The 19,315-nt window shown below is 63.6% G+C and carries 19 protein-coding genes, 2 tRNA genes and 1 pseudogene; 12 read left to right on the forward strand and 10 right to left on the reverse strand.

Features of this window, described 5'->3' with window-relative positions:
• Nucleotides 1–47 precede the first annotated feature (47 nt).
• Complete coding sequence (locus tag A3E1_RS0121665; RefSeq protein ID WP_020522895.1) at nt 48–659, reverse strand: DUF6230 family protein; 612 nt, start codon at nt 657–659, stop codon at nt 48–50.
• 468 nt (nt 660–1,127) lie between these two features.
• On the opposite strand from A3E1_RS0121665, the gene A3E1_RS0121670 reads away from it, so the two are divergent.
• Nucleotides 1,128–1,352 (forward strand): winged helix-turn-helix domain-containing protein, encoded by a 225-nt coding sequence (locus A3E1_RS0121670; protein ID WP_020522896.1) that lies wholly within the window; start codon nt 1,128–1,130, stop codon nt 1,350–1,352.
• Nucleotides 1,353–1,413: 61 nt separating this feature from the next.
• Here the strand turns inward: A3E1_RS0121670 and A3E1_RS0121675 are convergent.
• From A3E1_RS0121675 to A3E1_RS0121685, 3 genes are all read right to left on the reverse strand, one after another.
• A tRNA-Arg gene (locus A3E1_RS0121675) sits at nt 1,414–1,486 on the reverse strand.
• 35 nt (nt 1,487–1,521) lie between these two features.
• Nucleotides 1,522–1,611: transfer RNA gene (locus tag A3E1_RS0121680), tRNA-Ser, on the reverse strand.
• A gap of 75 nt (nt 1,612–1,686) precedes the next feature.
• Nucleotides 1,687–2,403 (reverse strand): CPBP family intramembrane glutamic endopeptidase, encoded by a 717-nt coding sequence (locus A3E1_RS0121685; RefSeq protein ID WP_020522897.1) that lies wholly within the window; start codon nt 2,401–2,403, stop codon nt 1,687–1,689.
• A 96-nt stretch (nt 2,404–2,499) separates the two neighbouring features.
• On the opposite strand from A3E1_RS0121685, the gene A3E1_RS0121690 reads away from it, so the two are divergent.
• Entirely contained in the window at nt 2,500–3,612 is a 1,113-nt protein-coding gene (locus tag A3E1_RS0121690; protein WP_020522898.1) for a globin domain-containing protein, read from the forward strand.
• On the opposite strand, the pseudogene A3E1_RS0121695 reads toward A3E1_RS0121690, so the two are convergent.
• Nucleotides 3,611–4,546, reverse strand: a pseudogene (locus A3E1_RS0121695) (helix-turn-helix domain-containing protein); the annotation flags it as partial. The gene A3E1_RS0121690 and the pseudogene A3E1_RS0121695 sit on opposite strands and share 2 nt — an antisense overlap.
• Before the next feature lie 159 nt (nt 4,547–4,705).
• Here A3E1_RS0121695 and A3E1_RS0121700 point away from each other — a divergent pair.
• The 4 genes from A3E1_RS0121700 to A3E1_RS0121715 all read left to right on the forward strand — a co-directional run bounded on the left by A3E1_RS0121700 (nt 4,706) and on the right by A3E1_RS0121715 (nt 7,436).
• Entirely contained in the window at nt 4,706–5,479 is a 774-nt protein-coding gene (locus tag A3E1_RS0121700; RefSeq protein WP_020522900.1) for a (2Fe-2S)-binding protein, read from the forward strand.
• A 64-nt stretch (nt 5,480–5,543) separates the two neighbouring features.
• A complete protein-coding gene (locus tag A3E1_RS0121705) occupies nt 5,544–6,032 on the forward strand; it encodes a hypothetical protein (RefSeq protein ID WP_020522901.1) in 489 nt (162 codons plus the stop codon).
• Between the two features lie 70 nt (nt 6,033–6,102).
• Complete coding sequence (locus A3E1_RS0121710) at nt 6,103–6,603, forward strand: SigE family RNA polymerase sigma factor (RefSeq protein WP_020522902.1); 501 nt, start codon at nt 6,103–6,105, stop codon at nt 6,601–6,603.
• 14 nt (nt 6,604–6,617) lie between these two features.
• Nucleotides 6,618–7,436, forward strand: a complete 819-nt coding sequence (locus tag A3E1_RS0121715) for a hypothetical protein (protein WP_020522903.1) — start codon at nt 6,618–6,620, stop codon at nt 7,434–7,436.
• Here A3E1_RS0121715 and recR read toward each other — a convergent pair.
• From recR to A3E1_RS0121730, 3 genes are read right to left on the reverse strand one after another with little or no spacing between them, the layout of a single operon-like run.
• The gene (gene recR / locus A3E1_RS0121720) at nt 7,396–7,989 is read right to left on the reverse strand and encodes a recombination mediator RecR (RefSeq protein WP_020522904.1); all 594 of its coding nucleotides are present in this window, start codon (nt 7,987–7,989) and stop codon (nt 7,396–7,398) included. The genes A3E1_RS0121715 and recR overlap by 41 nt on opposite strands.
• 12 nt (nt 7,990–8,001) lie before the next feature.
• The gene (locus A3E1_RS0121725) at nt 8,002–8,307 is read right to left on the reverse strand and encodes a YbaB/EbfC family nucleoid-associated protein (protein ID WP_040391467.1); all 306 of its coding nucleotides are present in this window, start codon (nt 8,305–8,307) and stop codon (nt 8,002–8,004) included.
• Nucleotides 8,308–8,345: 38 nt separating this feature from the next.
• Nucleotides 8,346–10,712 carry a DNA polymerase III subunit gamma and tau gene (locus A3E1_RS0121730; protein ID WP_020522906.1) on the reverse strand — a complete coding sequence of 789 codons (2,367 nt, stop codon included), beginning with the start codon at nt 10,710–10,712 and terminating at the stop codon, nt 8,346–8,348.
• A gap of 203 nt (nt 10,713–10,915) precedes the next feature.
• On the opposite strand from A3E1_RS0121730, the gene A3E1_RS0121735 reads away from it, so the two are divergent.
• From A3E1_RS0121735 to A3E1_RS0121755, 5 genes are all read left to right on the forward strand, one after another.
• Nucleotides 10,916–12,571: an ABC transporter substrate-binding protein gene (locus A3E1_RS0121735; RefSeq protein ID WP_020522907.1), complete on the forward strand. Its 1,656-nt coding sequence runs from the start codon at nt 10,916–10,918 to the stop codon at nt 12,569–12,571.
• A gap of 83 nt (nt 12,572–12,654) precedes the next feature.
• Entirely contained in the window at nt 12,655–13,659 is a 1,005-nt protein-coding gene (locus A3E1_RS0121740; protein WP_020522908.1) for an ABC transporter permease, read from the forward strand.
• Nucleotides 13,656–14,639: an ABC transporter permease gene (locus A3E1_RS0121745; RefSeq protein ID WP_020522909.1), complete on the forward strand. Its 984-nt coding sequence runs from the start codon at nt 13,656–13,658 to the stop codon at nt 14,637–14,639. The genes A3E1_RS0121740 and A3E1_RS0121745 overlap by 4 nt, the downstream gene beginning before the upstream one ends.
• An 89-nt stretch (nt 14,640–14,728) precedes the next feature.
• A complete protein-coding gene (locus A3E1_RS0121750; RefSeq protein WP_020522910.1) occupies nt 14,729–15,754 on the forward strand; it encodes an ABC transporter ATP-binding protein in 1,026 nt (341 codons plus the stop codon).
• On the forward strand, nt 15,751–16,755 hold the full coding sequence (locus tag A3E1_RS0121755) for an ABC transporter ATP-binding protein (protein WP_020522911.1): 1,005 nt from the start codon (nt 15,751–15,753) through the stop codon (nt 16,753–16,755). The genes A3E1_RS0121750 and A3E1_RS0121755 overlap by 4 nt, the downstream gene beginning before the upstream one ends.
• Here A3E1_RS0121755 and A3E1_RS47300 read toward each other — a convergent pair.
• Nucleotides 16,730–16,921, reverse strand: a complete 192-nt coding sequence (locus tag A3E1_RS47300) for a hypothetical protein (protein ID WP_040391298.1) — start codon at nt 16,919–16,921, stop codon at nt 16,730–16,732. The two genes, A3E1_RS0121755 and A3E1_RS47300, sit on opposite strands and share 26 nt — an antisense overlap.
• On the reverse strand, nt 16,912–17,571 hold the full coding sequence (locus A3E1_RS0121765; RefSeq protein WP_083929589.1) for an HNH endonuclease family protein: 660 nt from the start codon (nt 17,569–17,571) through the stop codon (nt 16,912–16,914). Before A3E1_RS0121765 ends, A3E1_RS47300 begins: the two co-directional genes overlap by 10 nt.
• Between A3E1_RS0121765 and A3E1_RS0121770 the strand changes: the two genes are divergently transcribed.
• Nucleotides 17,519–18,931 carry an MFS transporter gene (locus tag A3E1_RS0121770; protein WP_051105095.1) on the forward strand — a complete coding sequence of 471 codons (1,413 nt, stop codon included), beginning with the start codon at nt 17,519–17,521 and terminating at the stop codon, nt 18,929–18,931. The two genes, A3E1_RS0121765 and A3E1_RS0121770, sit on opposite strands and share 53 nt — an antisense overlap.
• Nucleotides 18,932–19,315: the final 384 nt, after the last annotated feature.

The following is a 19,315-nucleotide window of genomic DNA, read 5'->3' on the forward strand; positions in this document are numbered from 1 at the left end:
GCTTTGCGGTTCCGGGTGTGGCACCCACACCCGGATCGCGAGCGGGTTCAGTTCTTGATGGTGGTGAAGCATTCCGAGCCGTCGAACTTGAGGTTCAAGCTCATGCCAGTGAGGTAGAACTTGCCAGCGTAGGTGCTGTAGAAGCGCTGGTTCACCCCGTTGACCGTCGCCTTGTCAGCGTTCTGGCCGAACCCTCCGACCTCACCGAGCTGCGAGTTGAGGTGGTGGGCGTCCGTTCCAATGTGGATCTTTTCAAAGACCGCGTCGCCCGACATGTAGTCCATACCCATGACGAGGTCTTCGGCCTTGACCGGCTTGCCGGGCTCCCGCCCGCCCCGGATGAACAGCGTGATCGGGCCGACCTTGACCGACTGGCAAAGGTTGGTGATCTCGGCGCGTTCAGCGGTGGTCGCAGCGACCGGAATAACGGTGCCATCAGGCTTTTTCACCGTTCCCGGGAACTGCTTGAAATTCCACGCCTGGAGCTGGTCGGCGGAAAGCATCGCCGTCGAGCCCGAGACATTAAGCGCGACCGGGGTCGCGCCACTTGCGATCCCGCCCATAAGAGCGGTCATGGCGATGGTGGCCGGCACCACCACGGCGGCGAACCGCCGCCACTTGGTACGCCCCAGTACCAGATGGCCGTGCGAGTCCTTCACAGAGTCCTCCTCGCGATGGGGTTTGAGTGGGCAAGATGTTTCCGGCTTATGACGCAGACCACAAGAGGCGAAGCTACCGACCGGTAACAGGACGTTGATGCGCCGGGCACCAAATTTCACTGTCCGTTATGGAATGCGCGAATGTTGCCCACTTTTGAGCGCTTCGCTAGCAATGATCGTCACGATGAGTGTTGGTTAACCCGGCAGTAACGGTTTGGTAACGAAGGAGGGCGTGGTGGCTCTCCCTAAAGAGCCACCACGCCCGGCAAACCGGCTACGCACCGATTGCGGCAACCGGCCCACCCATGCGGTCCTACGCCATGCTCTCGGGGTGCGAGCCAGGAGATGCCGCAGGACCGAGAGCTACACTAGTTGAGTTAGTTGACTATGTCTAGTGGGAGAACCTGGGAGTTGATTCGAACGGGTGGCGGTGATCTACTACTGGGGCGAGCCATGGGAGATGACCGAATGACTGCTAAGTACGAACGGTTGGCAAACGCCATCCGCGATCAGATCAAATCCGGGGAACTAAAACCCGGTGACAAATTGCCCTCGATCAGCCAGCTTCGCGACCAGTTCAAGGTCAGCTATGGCTCCGTGCGTGGTGCCATGCTGGTCCTCAAGGCTGAACAGCTGGTTGAAGGCCGTCAGGGCGACGGCGTCTTCGTCAAGGACCCAAAGGCGAAGAACTAAGCCGCTACCTCCTAAAGACCTGTAAAGGCCCCGCCAAATTTGGCGGGGCCTTACTGTATTGCGCGCCCGAAGGGACTCGAACCCCTAACCTTCTGATCCGTAGTCAGATGCTCTATCCATTGAGCTACGGGCGCTCGTGCTCGACCAGCATACACAACCTGGTTTTGCGCGGAGGCTCGGGGATTTGAACCCCGGATGGGCGTTAAACCCAAACCGCATTAGCAGTGCGGCGCCATAGACCGGACTAGGCGAAGCCTCCTCGATGGCACATGACCACCGCCGGACGAGAATACCGTGCCGGTGTAAGCCGAAGCAAAACGGTATCCCGGTTTCTTTAGATCCAGGGCAAATGCTTTGCCAGCAGGGAGTACCCAACGAAGGCCACGATGTCGAGCAACGTGTGCGCGACGATCAATGGGCCGAGGCGACCCCAGCGCTGATAGACCCAGCCGAAGATCACACCCATGATGGCGTTGCCCACAAAAGCGCCGAAGCCTTGGTAGAGGTGATACGAGCCACGAAAAACCGCACTGGCGATGATGATCGTCCAGCTGCCCCACCGGTCTTTCAGCCGCTCGAAGAGATAGCCGATCGCCACAACCTCTTCCAGGATGGCGTTTTGAGCGGCGGCCAAGATGAGCACCGGGACCGTCCACCAGACATCGATGAGGTTGGCCGCCTGGACGGTCGTGTTGAAGCCGAGCTCACGAGCCCCGATATAGAGGCCGAGGCCGGGCAGTCCGATCACGAGAGCCAGCAGCGTGCCGCTGCCAAGGTCGAACTTCCAGCGCTGGGGCGTCAAACCGAGCAGTCCCCTGGCGTTGCCCGGGTGCCGGCTCAGCAAGTGGATCGCTAGCAGCGCGGGGACCAGGCCAAAGAAGATGCCAGCTAGCTGGTAGGCCAGGTCCAGCCACGGCCGGTCCGGCGTGAGTGAAACGTTGAGATTCGATGCCTGCTCATTCAGCGGTTTCGCCCGGGTCAGCAAGTCGGCCATGCGCAGCATCGCATAGACCGCGGACTGTCCTAAGGAGACGCCAAGGACCAGCCACATCTCGGACCGTAAGCGAACCTTAACTTCTGTCACGAGTAGGTAGGGTCGCACAGATTGTGCGATTCCCGAACGCGCTGCGTGAAGAAAATCCTGAATGTGAGCGACCTTCAGCGGCTGTTAAAGGAAAGCTGGACACTCGTCGAAGAACATCAGGACAAGTTAGCCGGATACTTCTACGCACGGATCTTCCTCAAGCAGCCCGGGATCCGGGACATGTTCCCGGCCACGATGGACGTCCAGCGCGCACGCCTGCTGGGAGCCATCGTTACCGCGATCCAGGCCGTCGATGACCCAGACCGTTTCGACGAGCATCTGCGCTCACTCGGGCGGGACCATCGCAAGTTCAACGTCGTGCCGCAGCAGTATGAAGTCGTCGGGGCGGCGCTCATCGAGTCACTGCGCGCTTTCGCCGGAGCCGAGTGGTCGCACGAATACGACCAAGCTTGGCGCGATGCCTATGACGTCATCGCCCGCAAGATGCTGGCCGGAGCCGAGGCCGACTGCAACCCCGCCTGGTGGCACGCCGAAGTGCTCCACCACGAAAGGCGCAGCCGCGACATCGCCGTCATGACTGTCAAACCGCTGCAGCAACTCGACTATCGCGCTGGTCAATACGTCTCGGTCGAGTCACCAGCGCACCACCCGCGGGTGTGGCGCACCTACTCCATCGCGAACGCGCCGCGTGCTAACGGGACGATGGACTTTCACGTGCGGGCCCTTGGCGCGGGCTGGCTTTCGGGCGCTTTGGTGCGCCGCGTCAAGGCCGGAGACCTGGTGCGCCTGGCCGCCCCGATGGGATCGATGACCCTCGACCGGCGGTCCAATCGCGACATGGTCTTCGTCGCCGGGGGAACCGGTCTCGCTCCGATCAAGGCGCTGCTCGACGAGCTGACCAGCTTTAACCGGACGCGCTGGGTGCATGTGCTGTTTGGGGCCAAGGACCGAGACGACCTCTATGACCTGGAGAGCTTGCGGCAGCTGGCTTCGGCGTACCCGTGGGTTTCGCTCGTCCCGGTTTGCAGCCACGATCAGGGATGGGGTGGGGAAGAGGGGACGCTCGCCGAGGCCGTCGAGCGCTACGGACCTTGGAAAGACCACGACTTCTTCGTGTCCGGCTCCCCGGCCATGGTGCGCTCCACGCTTCGCAAGCTCAACCAGATGCGGGTACCGCATACGCGTATTCGCTTCGACGCCTTCAGCGACCATTAGTCCGGAACCGCCACTGCAATTGGAACCGCGCGTTCAGCGTCGGGTCCTCGGTGCGCCACGTGAAGATCTCCAGCTCGCCATCGCGTTCCCGGATGATGGGTGTCCTAAGTGGAGCTTCCTCCGCCGCCATCGAGGTCTCGACGCCCCAGACTTGGGGACCAAGGTCTACGGGAAACCGCAACTGCACCACGAGCCGCCGGGTCGGCAGCCGGACCGCGCGCTCAAACCACGTGCCCCACTGGACTTCGCTGACTCGGTACCGGTACTCGACTGTCGTGCGTTCGCCAGGGTAGAGCGGAAACCGGCCGTCGTGGTTTTCGAACAGCAGCCAGATCTCTTTGAACGCGTCGCGGTCCACCTTGGCCCGCCACTGCATCGGCTCGGTCGTGCCGGGTGCCCCGCACTCGGCTTGCAGCGCGAGCTGGTCCAGTAACAAGGGATGGATGCGGTGGTGTGCGTTAGATCTCTGCGGCTGCCCGGGGAAGCGGTCCACCGCGACCCGGATGAGGTAGCGCGTGACCGGCTCGCCACCCGCGTTATAGAGCGCGCGCCGCACGACGAGTTCGTAAGAGCCGTCGCGATAGGTCAGCTGAGCTTCTTCCAGCTCGATGACCAGACCGGCGCCCGGAGGCAGCCATTGGGTCGGGATCACCGGTTCACGGGTCAGCAAGGTGACCGGGCCGCGCACCTGGCGGGCCTCGTCATATTCCTGAAAGCGGCGCCAGATCGCGCCACTGGCACTGAGCACAGCCTCGGCCCGCCGGGCGAAATCTTCCGTCGGTCGATGTCGACGCCCCTCGATGTGGCTGATGTACGAGGGATCGAAACCCATGCGGGCGGCCAGCTGCTTTTTTGTCATTCCCCGGTCTACACGCCACCGCGCCAACTCATTGGCAAAAGCTTCTGCTGCCCGCTCCACCGGCGAGACACTCATGGGTTCATTCTTCGTGTCAATCGGATCAACTACCGAGTAATGCTGATTTCCTGACGAATGCCTTGACAGGTCCGATGAGTGACAGTCAGTAGTTTCCTTCACGGTGGGTCTGGTTAGGCTAGCCTAAGACGGGTACAGTAACGCGTCTGGAAGTCCTCCATGGTGAAGGCGAGGTGGCATGGTCCGGTGAGCACACTTGTCACCTCCGACACCTCCGCTGCGCTCCGCCCCCTCACGGTCACTCTCAGTGCGATGGGCCCGCAGAACGGCCTAGCAAGTCCCCTTATCGTGAGCGACAGGCTTGACTGGATTCAAGCAACGGAACTCATCGATGGAACGAAACTGCCAGCTTTGCTGAGCGCCGCCCGCCATCGCTGGGGTGCCTCAGCGCACGCGGCTGCCACGCTCGCCTGGAAGTCCTATAGCTACTGGGTCAGCATGCCCGCCGTCCTGAGCTGGGCCGCCGCGCGGCGCGTGCCCCTCATGGATGCCGAGAACGTGCTCGTGCATATCAACTCCGGCTCACCCCTGCTGCAGGCCGGGTTGTCGTCGCTCTCGCTCGCCGTCTTGCCGGACGATCCACTGGCGAGTTCTGGGAACAGCGGGATTCATGTCGTACCAAATGAAGAAGATCTTTTGAAAGCTCTTCGGGTTAGCTTGCTTGACCGGCACTTGGATCCGTTGCTGGACAAGATTCGCGACTCCGTGAAGCTGGGGCGCCGCACGCTCGCCGGGTCGATCGCCTCAGGCGTGTCCTATTCGCTTTCGCGTGGCGGCTTCGGGCACACCGAAATCACGACCGTTTTGGAAGCTTTGGATCTCAGCGATCTAGTCGATCTGACCCCGGCCGGCATCCACCGCAAGACATGTTGCCTGGCCTTCACCCTGCCTCAGCCGAAGATTTGCGCAGGGTGCTGTCTTCGTAGCTGTTAGTCAACCCCTCCTCACGTGAGTGAATAACGCATAACGCCGGATGCAATCGCTTCGTTGCATTTGCATGGACGTCTTCTCACGCACGTTCCTCCCCGCCACTAACGAAGCCGGCCTCCCCATGCCGACCGTCAGCCGCCACATGCCGATCTTCCGGCGCTGTGTCGAGCCTGATGACGCGACAGTTCTCGTCACCCGCGCCAACCGCCCTGACCGCCCGCTCGGTCAGGAGTTCCTTATTCTGCTCACCTACCGCAGGCTCGTCGTGACCCAGGAAAGCCGCGTGTTCAAACGGCTTCGCCTGCACCTGAACACGGAACTGCGGCACCTGGCCAACATCACGTGGCACCCGGACCCGCGGCTAGCAGCCATCGAGCTCGCCGCGACCGCTATCGACGGCATCCGCGAACGCTTCTGGATCCACGCCGGCCACCCCAAACAGGTGTGGCACCTCGACGCCCTGTTCAGCCACATCTTCCGGCCCCGGATGCTCACGCCACGCGTGGGCGAGCCCGAGCCCTATGTCGGATTCGCCGATCGGCTCGTGCGCGTCTAGATTTTTTCTCCTTCGCACTCAACCATCGCGGGTCTCCTGTCGTCCTTGGTGGGCGACGGAAGGAGAACCCGTGCGCAGCTTTGAGGGGCTCGACGAACTCATCGCCGAACGCGGTGACGGACTGCTGGCGGCAGCTGTACTGCTGACCGGCACCCGTGCCGCTGGTGAGGATCTGCTCCAAACCGCACTCGAACGGCTCATGCGCCGCTGGAGGCGGGTCGAACCAGGCAATCGTGAAGGCTATTTACGCCGCACGCTCTACCACCTGGCCATAGACCAGTGGAGGCTGCGGCGCCGCAAGCCACTCGTTTTCGCGCCGGTCGAGCCGCCGAGTCAGCCCGACGGCACCGAGACCGTCCACTTGCGACAGGCACTCGTACAAGCCTTGGGGCTGTTGCCGCCCCGGCAACGTGCCGTGCTCGTCCTGCGGTACTGGGAGCAGCTCAGTGAAGCCGAAGCCGCCGAAGTGCTCGGATGCTCCATTGGAACCGTCAAATCCACCGCCGCCCGAGGGCTCGCCCGGCTCCGCGAACTAACCGCGGCCTGGGACAACGAGCCCGCCCAGGTTTGAACGGAGCACTCGCGATGAACACTCAACTCGAACAAGAACTGTCCGCTGGGCTAAGTGATCAGGCTAATGGCGCTGGTCCGTTGTCGGCTCACGTCTTGGCCGCGGCCCGTAAACGGCACGGCCGGCGCACCGTCATGCTGCGGTCGGGACTGGCCACTGGCTTCGTCGGCCTTGCCGCACTAGCGATCTTCATCGCCGTGGGAGTCAGGGCACCCACTCCCGCCATGGCGCTGACCGCCGCGGCGACGGCCAGCTCGGGGACGAGCTATCAGCTGAAGATCACCGAGGAACTGAAAGTCGGCTCACAGTCGTGGACCTTGGGTGCCGAAGGCGCCTTCGATCCGGCTTCCGCGACCGGATACTTGAAGAATACGGCGCGCCCCGAGGACGAAAGCCGGGTCATCAACGGCACGCTTTACCAATGCGGTGTGGCTGCCAACGGCGTGTGGATCAAGCATCCGGGCAACCGAGCCTATCTATCGACGATGCTCGTTCTGCTTGCGAAGGGCGGTTTGCGGTCAGGCGACCCGGTCGCCTTCGTCAAGAGCCTGCAAGACAATGGCGCCACGGTCACGCAGAACCCTGACGGCAGCTTCCACTACGTTCGTGGCAGCATGAGCGGCGACATCACCCTCGACGGAGACGGGCGCATCGCCAAGATAACGCTGCACTCCGCTGGCTCCTCAAACGACGGTCCGACCACTTCAGACGTTACCTATGAACTGTCCGGCTACGGCGAGCCAGTTCACGTTGACGTGCCGTCCAAAGTGGAGGATTTCGGCCCGGGTCTGCCTACAGCTTCCGGCGCCCCTCAAATGCCCGTCCGAGAGTAATTTCGTCGGCGTATTCAAGGTCGCCGCCGACCGGCAAACCGCTAGCAAGACGGGTGACCGTGATTCCCATCGGTTTCACCATCAGGGCGAGGTACGTAGCCGTGGCCTCGCCCTCGGTGTTCGGGTCGGTCGCCAAAATCAGCTCGTTGATGCTGCCAGAACTCAAGCGCGACATCAGTTCCCGGACCTTGAGCTGATCGGGGCCAATGCCTTCGAGCGGATTGATCGCCCCGCCCAGCACGTGATAGCGGCCCCGGAACTCGCCGGTACGCTCGATCGCCACCACATCCTTGGGCTCCTCAACGACGCACAGCGCATCGTCACGGCGCCGGGGATCACGGCAGATCCGGCACAACTCAGCCTCAGCCACGTTGAAGCACGAGGTGCAGAAGCGAACCTCTTCTTTAGCGCGCGTCAATGCCAGCGCGAGCCGTTTGACGTCGGTCGCGTCAGCCGCCAGCACATGAAAGGCAAGGCGCTGAGCGCTTTTCGGCCCGATGCCGGGCAGCCGCCCGAACTCGTCGATCAGATCCTGAATGGGCCCCTCGTACACAGCAGTCGCCCGTTAGAACGGCAAGCCCATGCCACCGAGACCGGCGGACAGTGGGCCCATCGTCTTCTCGGTGAGCTTGCGGACCTCTTCAGCGGCGTTGGTGACCGCCGCGGCCACCAGATCTTCCAGCGTCTCAACGTCTTCCGGGTCAACAGCCTTCGGATCAATAGAGATGGCTTTGAAGTCACCGGACCCGCTCATGGTCACGGTCACCAGGCCGCCCCCGGCGGTGCCGGTGACCTCTGCCTCGGCGAGCTCGGCCTGTGCTGACGCCAGCTTCTGCTGCATCTGCTGGGCCTGCTTCATCAACTTCTGCATGTTGGGCTGTCCACCCGGGCGCATGGTGAGGCTCCTCTTTAGCGGCCTGTTTCGTTGATTTTCTCAAGGTTGAAGCTTTTGCGCAGCGACTCGAGCGCCTGCTCCTCGCTAGTTTGGCGCACTGCCAGTGAATCAGTCTCCACGTCGGGTTCATCACCCGGGTCGAAGCCGCCGCCATCGAACTCAGGGTCGAACGGGATGTCCTCGTCGCTGGGAGCCGCTCCCTTAGCTGGCACCGCCTTGGCGGGTGCTGCCTTTTTAGCTGGCGCGGCTGGCGGGCTCGCACTCGCTGGCGGTGGTGCTTGCCGTTGCGGGACGGGAGCGCTGACCGGGCGGGCCGCCTGCTGGCGCTGATCGCCACCGATCTCGCAGCGCAACTCCCACGAACCGCCCATGACCTGACGCACAGCCTCGCGCAGCGGGGCGGGATCGTTGTTCACGCCATCGGCATGGATCTTGTGCTTGAAGACCAGGACGAGAGCGTTGCCTTCGACTTCCCGGACAACGGCTTCGCGCGCGAAAGCGGCCGCTTTCTTGCTGCCCTGGCCCACCATGCGCACGATCTCATCCCAGTGACGGCGGAACGTCGCCGCGTCAACGCCGGTGTCCGAAGCGGACCGTGGTGCTGGAGTTGACGTGGGCTCGGCTTCCGTCGCGGTGGCTGTTCCCAGTGCGGCGGCCTCGGGCCAGGCGCTGTCGTCCTTTGTGGACGGAGCGCCGGGTGTCGCGGCGGTGGGCCACTCCTCTGGTACGGCTGGTGCCGCAGGCGCCTTGTCCTTGCCCCGGCTTGCTTGCGCCCCGGACGAAGAACGTGACGCGGCTTGCGAAGCGGCAGCCCTAGCGGCCGCTTGTGCCGATCCCGGTCCGGAACCGCCCCCGAAGCCCGCGCCGCCTGAAGCGCCTGCCGCACCTGAAGCGCCTGCCGCACCTGAAGCGCCTGCCGCACCTGAAGCGCCTGCCGCACCTGAAGCGCCTGCCGCACCCGAAGCGCCTGCCGCACCCGCACCGGAAGCCGCAGTGCCGGAAGCGACTGCGGAACCAGCCGAACCGCCGCTGCCGGAAGCACTCGAAGCGCTTGCCGCACCGCTGCCCGAACCAGTGCCGCCGGCTGAACCGCCGCTGCCGGAAGCAATTGCCGCACCGGCACCCGGGCCGCCAGGCGCCGAACCGGAGCCAGCTCCGTTGCCGGAAGCGCCCGAAGCCGAACCAGCGCCGGAACCACTGGCCGCAGCAGCCGAGGCGGGGATGAAGGAGCCGGATTCGAGGCGTTCGACGCGTTGCAGGAGGGCTGACACGGACTCTTCTGCTGCCGGCAGGAGCATCCGCGCGACGATCAGCTCGAGGAGCAGGCGTGGTGAGGCCGCGCCTCGCATCTCGACGAGTCCGTTGTGGACGATGTCGGCGCACCGGGACAGCGTCGCGTCGCCGAGCTGACCGGCCTGTGTGCGCATGCGGGCCAGCTCGTCGTCGGGAGCGTCGAGCAGGCCCTTCTCGACCGCGTCGGGGATCTGGCGCAGGATGATCAGGTCACGGAAACGCTGGAGCAGGTCAGCGGCGAAGCGCCGCGAGTCGTGGCCTGCCTCGGCCAGCCGGTCGATGGTGGCGAAGGCTGCGGCCCCATCCCCAGCCGCCAGGGCGTCAGCCATCTCGTCGATCAACGCGACGTCGGTGACTCCCAGCAAGGAAACCGCGCGGGCATAGGTCACCCCGTCAGCACCGGCACCCGCGATCAACTGGTCCAAGACGGACAGTGAGTCACGGGCCGATCCACCGCCAGCGCGAACGACGAGCGAGAAGACCTGTGGCTCGACCTTCACGCCTTCGGCGTCGGCGAGCTTTTCCAGATAAGGCCGCAGAACACTCGGCGGAATCAACCGGAAGGGGTAATGGTGCGTGCGGGACTTGATCGTGCCCAGCACCTTCTCCGGCTCGGTCGTCGCGAAGACGAACTTGACGTAGTCAGGCGGCTCTTCCACCAGCTTGAGCAGCGCGTTAAAGCCAGCCGACGAGACCATGTGCGCCTCATCGATGATGTAAACCTTGAAGCGGCTCGAAGCTGGGGCGAAGAAGGCACGCTCGCGTAACTCGCGTGCGTCGTCCACGCCGCCGTGCGAAGCGGCGTCGATCTCAATGACGTCGATCGAGCCGGGACCGTCGGGTGCCAGTGCGATGCAGCTATCGCAGGTGCCGCACGGCTCGGGCGTCGGGCCCGTGGCGCAGTTCAGCGAGCGCGCCAGAATGCGTGCGCTGGAGGTCTTGCCGCACCCTCGGGGGCCAGAGAATAAATAGGCATGATTGAGCCGCCCGCTACGCAGGGCCTGACTTAGTGGATCAGTCACGTGCTCCTGGCCGATCATCTCGGCGAATGAGCGAGGGCGGTACTTGCGGTAAAGCGCCAATGCCACGCCGCAAACTTACCGCCCGGGTATGACCATCAGCGCTCGGCCCGTTCCTGCCAGCGACCATGATCGATGCAACGGTTCGGTATCACTATTGATCCAAAACACGCTTGGCTACCTAACTGCTACTAAGGTTCGGCCAAACGGTGACCACAGTCACCTGCCGTTTGCGTGCAAGCGGCGACGGACTAAGACAGAGGTGAACCCCCATGCGTGCACCACGGCTCAAGACCGCCATTGCGGTCGCCGCGGCCGCGGCACTCGCCCTCGCAGCGGCGGGCTGCGCGGAGAGCGGTCGCGACCCGGAAGCGCCAAAGAAGGACACGCTCGTCTTCGGTGTGGCCGGCGACGCGAAGGTGCTCGACCCGTCATTCGCTAGCGACGGTGAGTCGCTGCGCGTGGCGCGTCAGATCTTCGAGACGCTTGTTCAGCCCGAGGAAGGCGGCGCGAAGATCGTGCCCGGCCTCGCGACGAGCTTTACCCCCGACTCCACGGGTCTGGTCTGGACGTTCAAGCTCAAGACCGGCGTGAAGTTCCACGACGGCACCGACTTCAACGCCGAGGCTGTCTGTTTCAACTTCAACCGTTGGTTCAACTACAGCGGTCTGCTGCAGAGCCCCGACGTTTCCTCCTATTGGCAGGACATCTTCGGTGGCTTCGCCAAGAGCGAGGACCCGAAGCTTCCGCCGAGCCTGTTCAAGTCCTGCACGGTCAAGGGCGCGGACACCGCTGAAATCGCCATCACCTCGGTTACCAGCAAGTTCCCCGCCGCCCTCGCGCTGCCGTCGTTCTCGATGTCCAGCCCCAAGGCGCTGAAGGACTTCGAGGCCGACAAGATCGGTGGCACCGCGGAGAGCATCACCTACCCGAAGTACGCGACGGACAGCCCAGTCGGCACCGGCGCCTACAAGTTCGAGGCGTGGGACCGCGCGAACAAGGTCATCAAGCTGACCAAGTTCGACAACTACCACGGTGAAAAGGCGAAGATCAAGAACCTGCACTTCAAGACCCTGACCGGTTCGGCGAAGCAGTCGCTGGAAGCTGGCGACATCGACGGCTACGACCTTGTCGCGCCGGCCGACCAGAAGGCTCTGAAGGACGCTGGTTACAACCTGCTGCCGCGTCCCGCGTTCAACATCCTCTACCTGGCGATCAACCAGAGTGGAAACCCGGCGCTGGCCAAGCCAGAGGTGCGTCAGGCGATCGCGCACGCGATCAACAAGAAGGCGATCATCGACTCGAAGTACCCCATCGGTTCTGAGGTCGCGATCAACTTCCAGCCGCCGACGGTTCCGGGCCACAACCCAGGCGTCACCAAGTACGACTACGACCCGACCAAGGCCAAGGCGCTGCTAGCTTCCGCCGGTGTTACCGGTCTGAAGCTGAAGTTCCACTACCCGACCGAGGTCACCCGGCCGTACATGCCGGCCCCGAAGGACATCCACGAGATGATGGTGGCTGACCTGAAGGCTGTTGGCATCGAGGTCGAGGCGATTCCGCTGAAGTGGAACCCGGAATACCTGAACGCCGTGCAGACCGGTAAGAACCACGACCTGCACCTGCTCGGCTGGACCGGTGACTACGGTGACGCCTACAACTTCATCGGCACCTTCTTCGACCGTGCCAAGGACGAGTGGGGCTTCACCAACCAGGCCCTGTTCGACCAGTTCAAGGCCGCCGACAAGGAGCCGGACATCAACAAGCGCGTTGAGCTCTACAAGGCTCTGAACGCTGAACTCTTGAAGTTCCTGCCAGGTGTGCCGATCGCGCACGGGCCGAACGCACTGGTTCTCGGTAAGAACGTGACCGGTGTTAAGCCCAGCCCGCTGACAAACGAGCGCTACGCCTCGGCTGAATTCAAATAACGGTTAACACCGGCCCCTGTGGACACCGCACCCCGGTGCTCTACAGGGGCCGGTGCCACCCTCGAGACTGAGACGAGCCCGCGATGCTGCGCTTCATCGTCCGGCGCCTGTTGCAGCTAATCCCCACGTTGCTCGGGCTGTCGCTTTTACTTTTCATCTGGTTGCACCGCCTGCCAGGCGGTCCGGAGACCGCACTCCTCGGCGAACGGGCCACCCCCGAAACCCGTGCGGCTGTGCGTGAGGCCATGGGCCTCGACGATCCGATCTTCGTCCAATATGGACGGTTCCTGAAACAACTGCTCACAGGTGACCTTGGCAACTCGCTCAGCGAGAAACGCCCCGTCATCGATCTGTTCCTCGAACGCTTCCCCGGCACCATCGAGCTGACTGTCGTCGCGATGCTTTTCGCGATCGGGCTCGGGATTCCGCTGGGTTATCTCGCCGCGAAACGCCGCGCCAGCTGGCTGGACCACATGTCCGTCGGCGGCTCGCTCGTGGCGATCTGCATTCCCATTTTCTTCCTGGGGTACTTGATCAAAGCCGTGTTCGCGGTGAAGCTGGGCTGGTTCCCCACGTTCGGCAGGCAAGACACGACGATCGACGCGACCCACATCACCGGCTTTTACGTGCTTGACGGGATCATGACGCAGGAGTGGGACGCAGCCCTCGACGCGCTCTGGCATCTCGTCCTACCTGGGCTGACGCTCGCGAGTATTCCGCTGGCGATCATCGTCCGGATCACGCGGGCGAGCGTGCTCGAAGTGCTCAATGAGGACTATGTGCGCACGGCTCAGGCCAAGGGCCTCACGGAACGGCGGATCAGGGGACGGCATGTGCTGCGCAACGCCATGCTCCCGGTCGTGACCGTGATCGGGTTGCTGACCGGTGGCCTGCTGTCGGGAGCTGTGCTCACGGAAACGGTGTTCTCGTTCACCGGGATCGGGCAGTTCGCCGCGCAGTCCATTGATCACCGCGACTATCCGGTCATGATGGGCTTCATCCTGATCATCGCCGTGGTCTACGTCATCGTGAACCTCATCGTGGACATTTCCTACACGTTCATCGACCCGAGGGTGCGTGTGCGATGACAGCACTGGCCCGTAAGAAGATCGCGAAGCTGGAACGGCTTGCTGAGCTCGCCGCCGTTCACTCCAAAGAGCAGGGCGAGAGCCTGTGGCGTGAGGCGCTCAAGCGCGTACGCCGCAATCCGTCAGCCATCGTCGGCGCCAGCATCCTGGGCGTGTTCATCCTGATCGCCGTCCTCGGCCCGTTCCTGGTGCCCTATGACCCGGGTCAGATCGGGGTGGGCATTCCGTTTGGGCTGGAGGTCAAGGAAGGCCAGGCGATCTACCCCGGCCCCAACAGTGAGTTCTGGCTAGGTCTGGATCACCAGGGCCGCGACATGTTCAGCCGCATGATCGTGGGCGCGCGGCAGACGCTTCTGGTGGGCGTCGTGGCGACCGCGATCGGGCTCACGCTCGGCTGCCTCATCGGCGGCATCGCCGGTGCCGCTTACGGTTTGGGGGGCAAGCGGGGCCGGACGATCGACAACGTGCTCATGCGGTTCATCGACATGCTGCTCGCGATGCCGAGCCTGTTGCTCGCGATCAGCTTGGTCGCCTTGCTGCGGCCGAGCCTGATGACCGTCATGATCGCTGTCGGGTTCATCTCGGTGCCGATCTTCGCCCGCTTGCTGCGAGGCGCGATGATCGCACAGTCCAATGCGGAATATGTGGTGGCGGCTACGTCTCTCGGCGTACACAAGCGCAAGATCGCGCTGAGCCACATCCTGCCGAACTCGATCGCACCGGTGCTCGTGCAGGCAACGCTCACGCTCGCGACGGCGATCATCGAGGCGGCCGGCCTATCGTTCCTGGGACTGGGCAACCCCGACTCGTCGCAGGCCGAGTGGGGCACGATGCTCGCCGACGGCCTGTTCAACAGCCGGTTCGACTACGCGCCGCACCTGGCACTCTTCCCGGCCATCGGCATCATCATCACGGCCCTCGGGTTCACCTTGCTCGGTGAGGCGATGCGGGAAGCTCTCGACCCGAAGCTGCGGAAGTGATGTGACATGAGCGAGAGCTTGCTCGAGCGAATCAGGATTGCAGGGTCGCTAGTGCCTCGCGGCGAAGCCGACCGAAGGGAGGCTTCGGCGTGAGTTTGCTAGATGTTCAGGATCTGTCGGTCGTCTTTCATAGCAAAGGGCGAGAAGACGTTCGCGCGGTCGACGGTGTCACGTTCGAGGTGCGTTCCGGCGAAATCGTTGGCCTGGTTGGAGAATCCGGCTGCGGCAAGTCGGTCACGTCGCTGGCGCTGATGGGACTGTTGCCGCCACGGGGTGTTAAGACCGGCGGTAAGGCGATCTTCGACAACGGCGTGGATCTGCTGCGCACCGACCAGCGCACCATGCGTGACCTTCGCGGACGGGAGATCGCCATGATCTTCCAAGACCCGCTGAGCTCACTTAACCCTGTCGTGCCCATTGGCGACCAGGTGACAGAGGTGCTGACGCGGCACCGTGGCATGAAGGGCGAGGCCGCCAAGAAGGAGGCCGAGCTGCTGCTCGATCGCGTCGGCATTCCGGATCCACGGCGGCGCCTCAAGGAGTACCCGCATCAGCTCTCGGGCGGGATGCGGCAGCGGGCCTTGATCGCTATGGCGGTGGCTTGCCGGCCCCGGCTTTTGATCGCAGACGAGCCAACGACGGCGCTCGACGTGACCATCCAGGCGCAAATCCTTGAGCTGCTTAAGGAACTCGTGCACCAGGATGGCACCGCGATGGTCATGATCACGCACGACTTGGGCGTGGTCGCGGGATTGTGTGACTGGATCAACGTCTTGTACGCCGGCCGCGTCGTCGAGACCGCAGGGCGCCACGCGCTGTTCGCTAAGCCGACGCACCCGTACACACATGGCCTCCTGTCGTCGATCCCACGGCTCGATTCCGTGCGCGGGGAACGGCTCAACCCGATCCCCGGCTCGGTACGTGACCTGCTGCCGTGGCTGGAAGGCTGCGCCTTCGCGCCACGGTGTGACCGGGTGACGGAGGCGTGTGTGGAGGGTCCGCCTGAACTGACCGGTGGCGCTCACGCGTTCCGCTGTGTCAACCCGGTCCTCGAAGAGTCCGGCCAGGACGAAGCTGCGCTCTATTCACGCGAGGTTTCAGGAGCAATCGAATGACCGGCAAACTCGTCGAGATCGACGACCTTAAGGTGCACTTCCCGATCACGAAGGGAATCATCTTCGACAAGGTCATTGGCCACGTCAAAGCGGTCGATGGGGTGTCGCTCAGCATCGGGCAGGGGCAAACCTATGGACTGGTCGGCGAATCGGGCTGTGGCAAGTCCACGCTCGGCCGGGCTTTGCTTCAGCTCACGAAACCGACAGCGGGCTCGGTCAAGCTCGGCGGCGTCGATCTGACGACGTTGCCGCCGGAGAAACTGCGTGCCCAGCGCAAACGGATGCAGATGATCTTCCAGGATCCGATGTCGAGTTTGGACCCGAGGCAGAACATCGAGTCGATTCTGTCCGAGGGGCTGCTGGCCCACGGCATCGGCGGCAACCGTGACGGCCGCAGGGCGCTCATCTCACGCACGCTTGACGCGGTGGGGCTGCCTCAGTGGGCGCTTTCGCGGTACCCCCATGAATTTTCTGGAGGTCAGCGGCAGCGCATCGGCATCGCGCGGGCGCTGGTGCTCAGCCCGGAACTGATCGTGGCCGATGAGCCTGTGTCGGCTTTGGACGTGTCGATTCAGGCGCAGGTCATCAATCTGCTGGACGAGCTGCAAAACGAGCTCGGCCTGACCTATCTCGTCATCGCGCACGATCTCGCCGTGGTGCGGCACATCTCCGACACGGTCGGGGTCATGTACTTGGGCGCACTCGTCGAGGAAGCGTCCAGTAACGACCTTTACCGGCGGCCGCTGCACCCGTACACGAAGGCACTGATGTCAGCGGTTCCGGTGCCGGACCCGCTGGTGGAAGAGCGCCGTGAGCGGATCCTGCTCAAGGGTGACCTGCCGTCACCGGCTAACCCGCCGAGCGGTTGCCGCTTCCGCACCCGGTGCCCCTGGGCGAAGGAACGTTGTGCCCAGGAGCGTCCGGAGCTGCGTGAAGTGGACGGCCACAAGGTGGCCTGCCACTACGCCGAAGAGCTCAGTGGCCTTCTAGCTGCTGTTTGACCCAGTCCATCGACTCGGGCGAGACCGTGTACCACTCGGCCGCGTCCTTGTACTGAACCTTCACGCTGGCGGTGTCTTCGGACGCCGCCAGCGTCAGTTCGCCGGTGATAGCACCGACTTCATCTGTCATTACTCCGCCCGGTGGGGCAATCACATCTAACTGCACGTCCCCAGCATTTCAGTGAGAGCTGCCTTTTCGTCCTTGGTTACGGTGAGTTCCCAGAAACTCTTCACCGCAATCCACTCCTGGGCATACTGACACCAGAAATCTTTGCTCGGCGGCTTCCACTGCGACGGGTCCTGGTCGCCCTTGGAACGGTTGCTCGACGCGGAAACCGCGCGCAGCTGCGGGCGCTCCAGGTCATTGGCGAAGGCGGACCGTTTCTTGTCGTCCCAGACATCCGCGCCGGACCGCCACGCGTTAGCCAGCGGCACCATGTGGTCGATGTCGACCTTCAGCGGATCGGTGAGTGTCTGTCCGTCGTAGACACTGAACCATTCGCCGCCGGTGATGTTGCAGCCCGTCTTGTTGATGTTCTTGCCGTCTCGCTCCAGCACCGTGTCGCGAACGTCGCAGTTGGAGCCGGCCTTGTTCCAGTGCGCGAAGCGATCACGGGTGTAATCCTTCATCGGACGGGGGTCGGCGATCCTCAGGCTCTGCAGCGAAACCTTGGTGCTGCCGCTGTTCGCGGGGCCTTTGCTGGTTGTTTGACTCGGCGAGCCCGGGCCTGAACAACCGCTGATGAGGGCAAGACTGAGCAAAATGGAGGCAATACGAGGGGAGAGCACAGTGGATTCTAAGCTCAGACTCGGCAGCGCGGCCGGGCGCGGCACGCTGGCAGCCGCGGTTTTGGCCTCAGGAATGGCATTCCTGGACTCCACTGTGGTCAATGTCGCCCTGCCGGCCCTCGGGCGTGAGCTGGGAGCATCGCTGGCGGAGCTGCAGTGGGTCGTGAATGGATACACGCTCACCTTGGCCGCGTTCGTGCTGCTGGGCGGTGCGCTGGGCGACAAGTTTGGGCGCCGGCGCGTTTTTCTGATCGGCGTCATCTGGTTCACGCTCGCGTCTGTCGCGTGTGGAGCGGCGCAGGAACCGACAACTTTGATCATCGCGCGGATCGTCCAGGGCATCGGGGCCGCGCTCCTGACGCCCGGATCGCTTGCCCTGATTCAGGCTTCCTTCGCCTCAGAAGAGCGCGGTAAAGCCATCGGCGCCTGGTCCGGACTGTCCGGCGTGACCACCGCCCTGGGCCCGTTCATCGGCGGCTTCCTGATCGATCAAGCGTCGTGGCGCTGGATCTTCTTCATCAACGTGCCGTTCGCGTTGGCTGTGCTGCTGTTGACGTGGCGGTACGTTCCGGAGAGCTCCGATGCCTCGGCCAGCGGGCGATTCGACTTCGGCGGTGCTGTCCTTGGCGCACTGACGTTGGCTTTCTTGACCTACGCCTTGATCGCGCCCTCGTGGCCGTTTGGTGTGCTGGCTGTCGTGCTGGGCTTGGCTTTCGTGCTCATCGAACGTTCGCTCCGCGAACGGGCCATGATGCCGCTGCACCTGTTCAGCAGCAGCGTGTTCTCGGTGCTGAACGTCTACACCGTAATTGTTTACGGCGCCTTCGGCGGACTGTTCTTCCTGCTCGTGATCTTCCTGCAGAACGTGCTTGGCTACTCGGCTTTGCAGGCTGGCCTGGCGACGTTGCCGATCACCATCTTCTTGCTCGTGTTCTCGTCGCGCTCGGGTGCCGTGGCCTCGAAGATCGGCCCTCGATTGCAGCTGGTGGCCGGACCTTTGCTGTGTGCATTGGGCGCCTTGCTATTGCGCTGGGCCGGCCCGAATTACTGGACGTCGATCTTTCCCGGTGTCGTGATCTTCAGCGTTGGCTTGACACTGCTTGTCGCTCCGTTGACGACGACGGTCCTCGCCGCCTTGGCAGACCGTTACGCCGGAGTCGCCAGCGGCATCAACAACGCCGCCGCCCGCGCTGGCTCCCTCCTCGCCGTGGCCGCGTTGCCACTCCTGGTGGGGCTCTCCGGCGCCGAATACGAACAGGCCGGCCCGCTCACCTCCGCCTACCGCTCGGCAACCATCTGGTGCGCCGCCTTCCTCGCCCTCGGCGGTTTGATCGCCCTCTTCCTATCGCGCCCGCCAGCCCGGACTTCCCCCACCCCTCCCGCCTAACCCCCTCCCTCCCTCCCTCCCTTCGCCCGCGCCTCCGCCCCGCCTTTTGCCCGTGCCCGCCATCCGCTTGTGGCGCCCCACCGCTGGGGGTCGTGATCCACATCCCGCAGGACGTGATCCACAGGCGGTTTGATCACGCCTCAGTGGCTGTGGATCACCGTCTGGGCTGTGGATCACGATGAAGCGGCATCGCTGCCGACCGCCCGCACCAATGTGGATCTCCAACGCTGATCCATATCCCAATAAGGGTGATCAACGGGCCATTCGATCACCCCTTTCGGGCTGTGGATCAGATCAGAAGATCCAGATCCAAGCGAAGAACCTCAATTCCCACTTCCGATGCCCGCCGTGGCCCAGACCGTCCCTCCCGCGAGGCCCTCAATG

Origin of the sequence: Catelliglobosispora koreensis DSM 44566 (genome assembly GCF_000379685.1) — a bacterium.
Taxonomy (GTDB): domain Bacteria; phylum Actinomycetota; class Actinomycetes; order Mycobacteriales; family Micromonosporaceae; genus Catelliglobosispora; species Catelliglobosispora koreensis.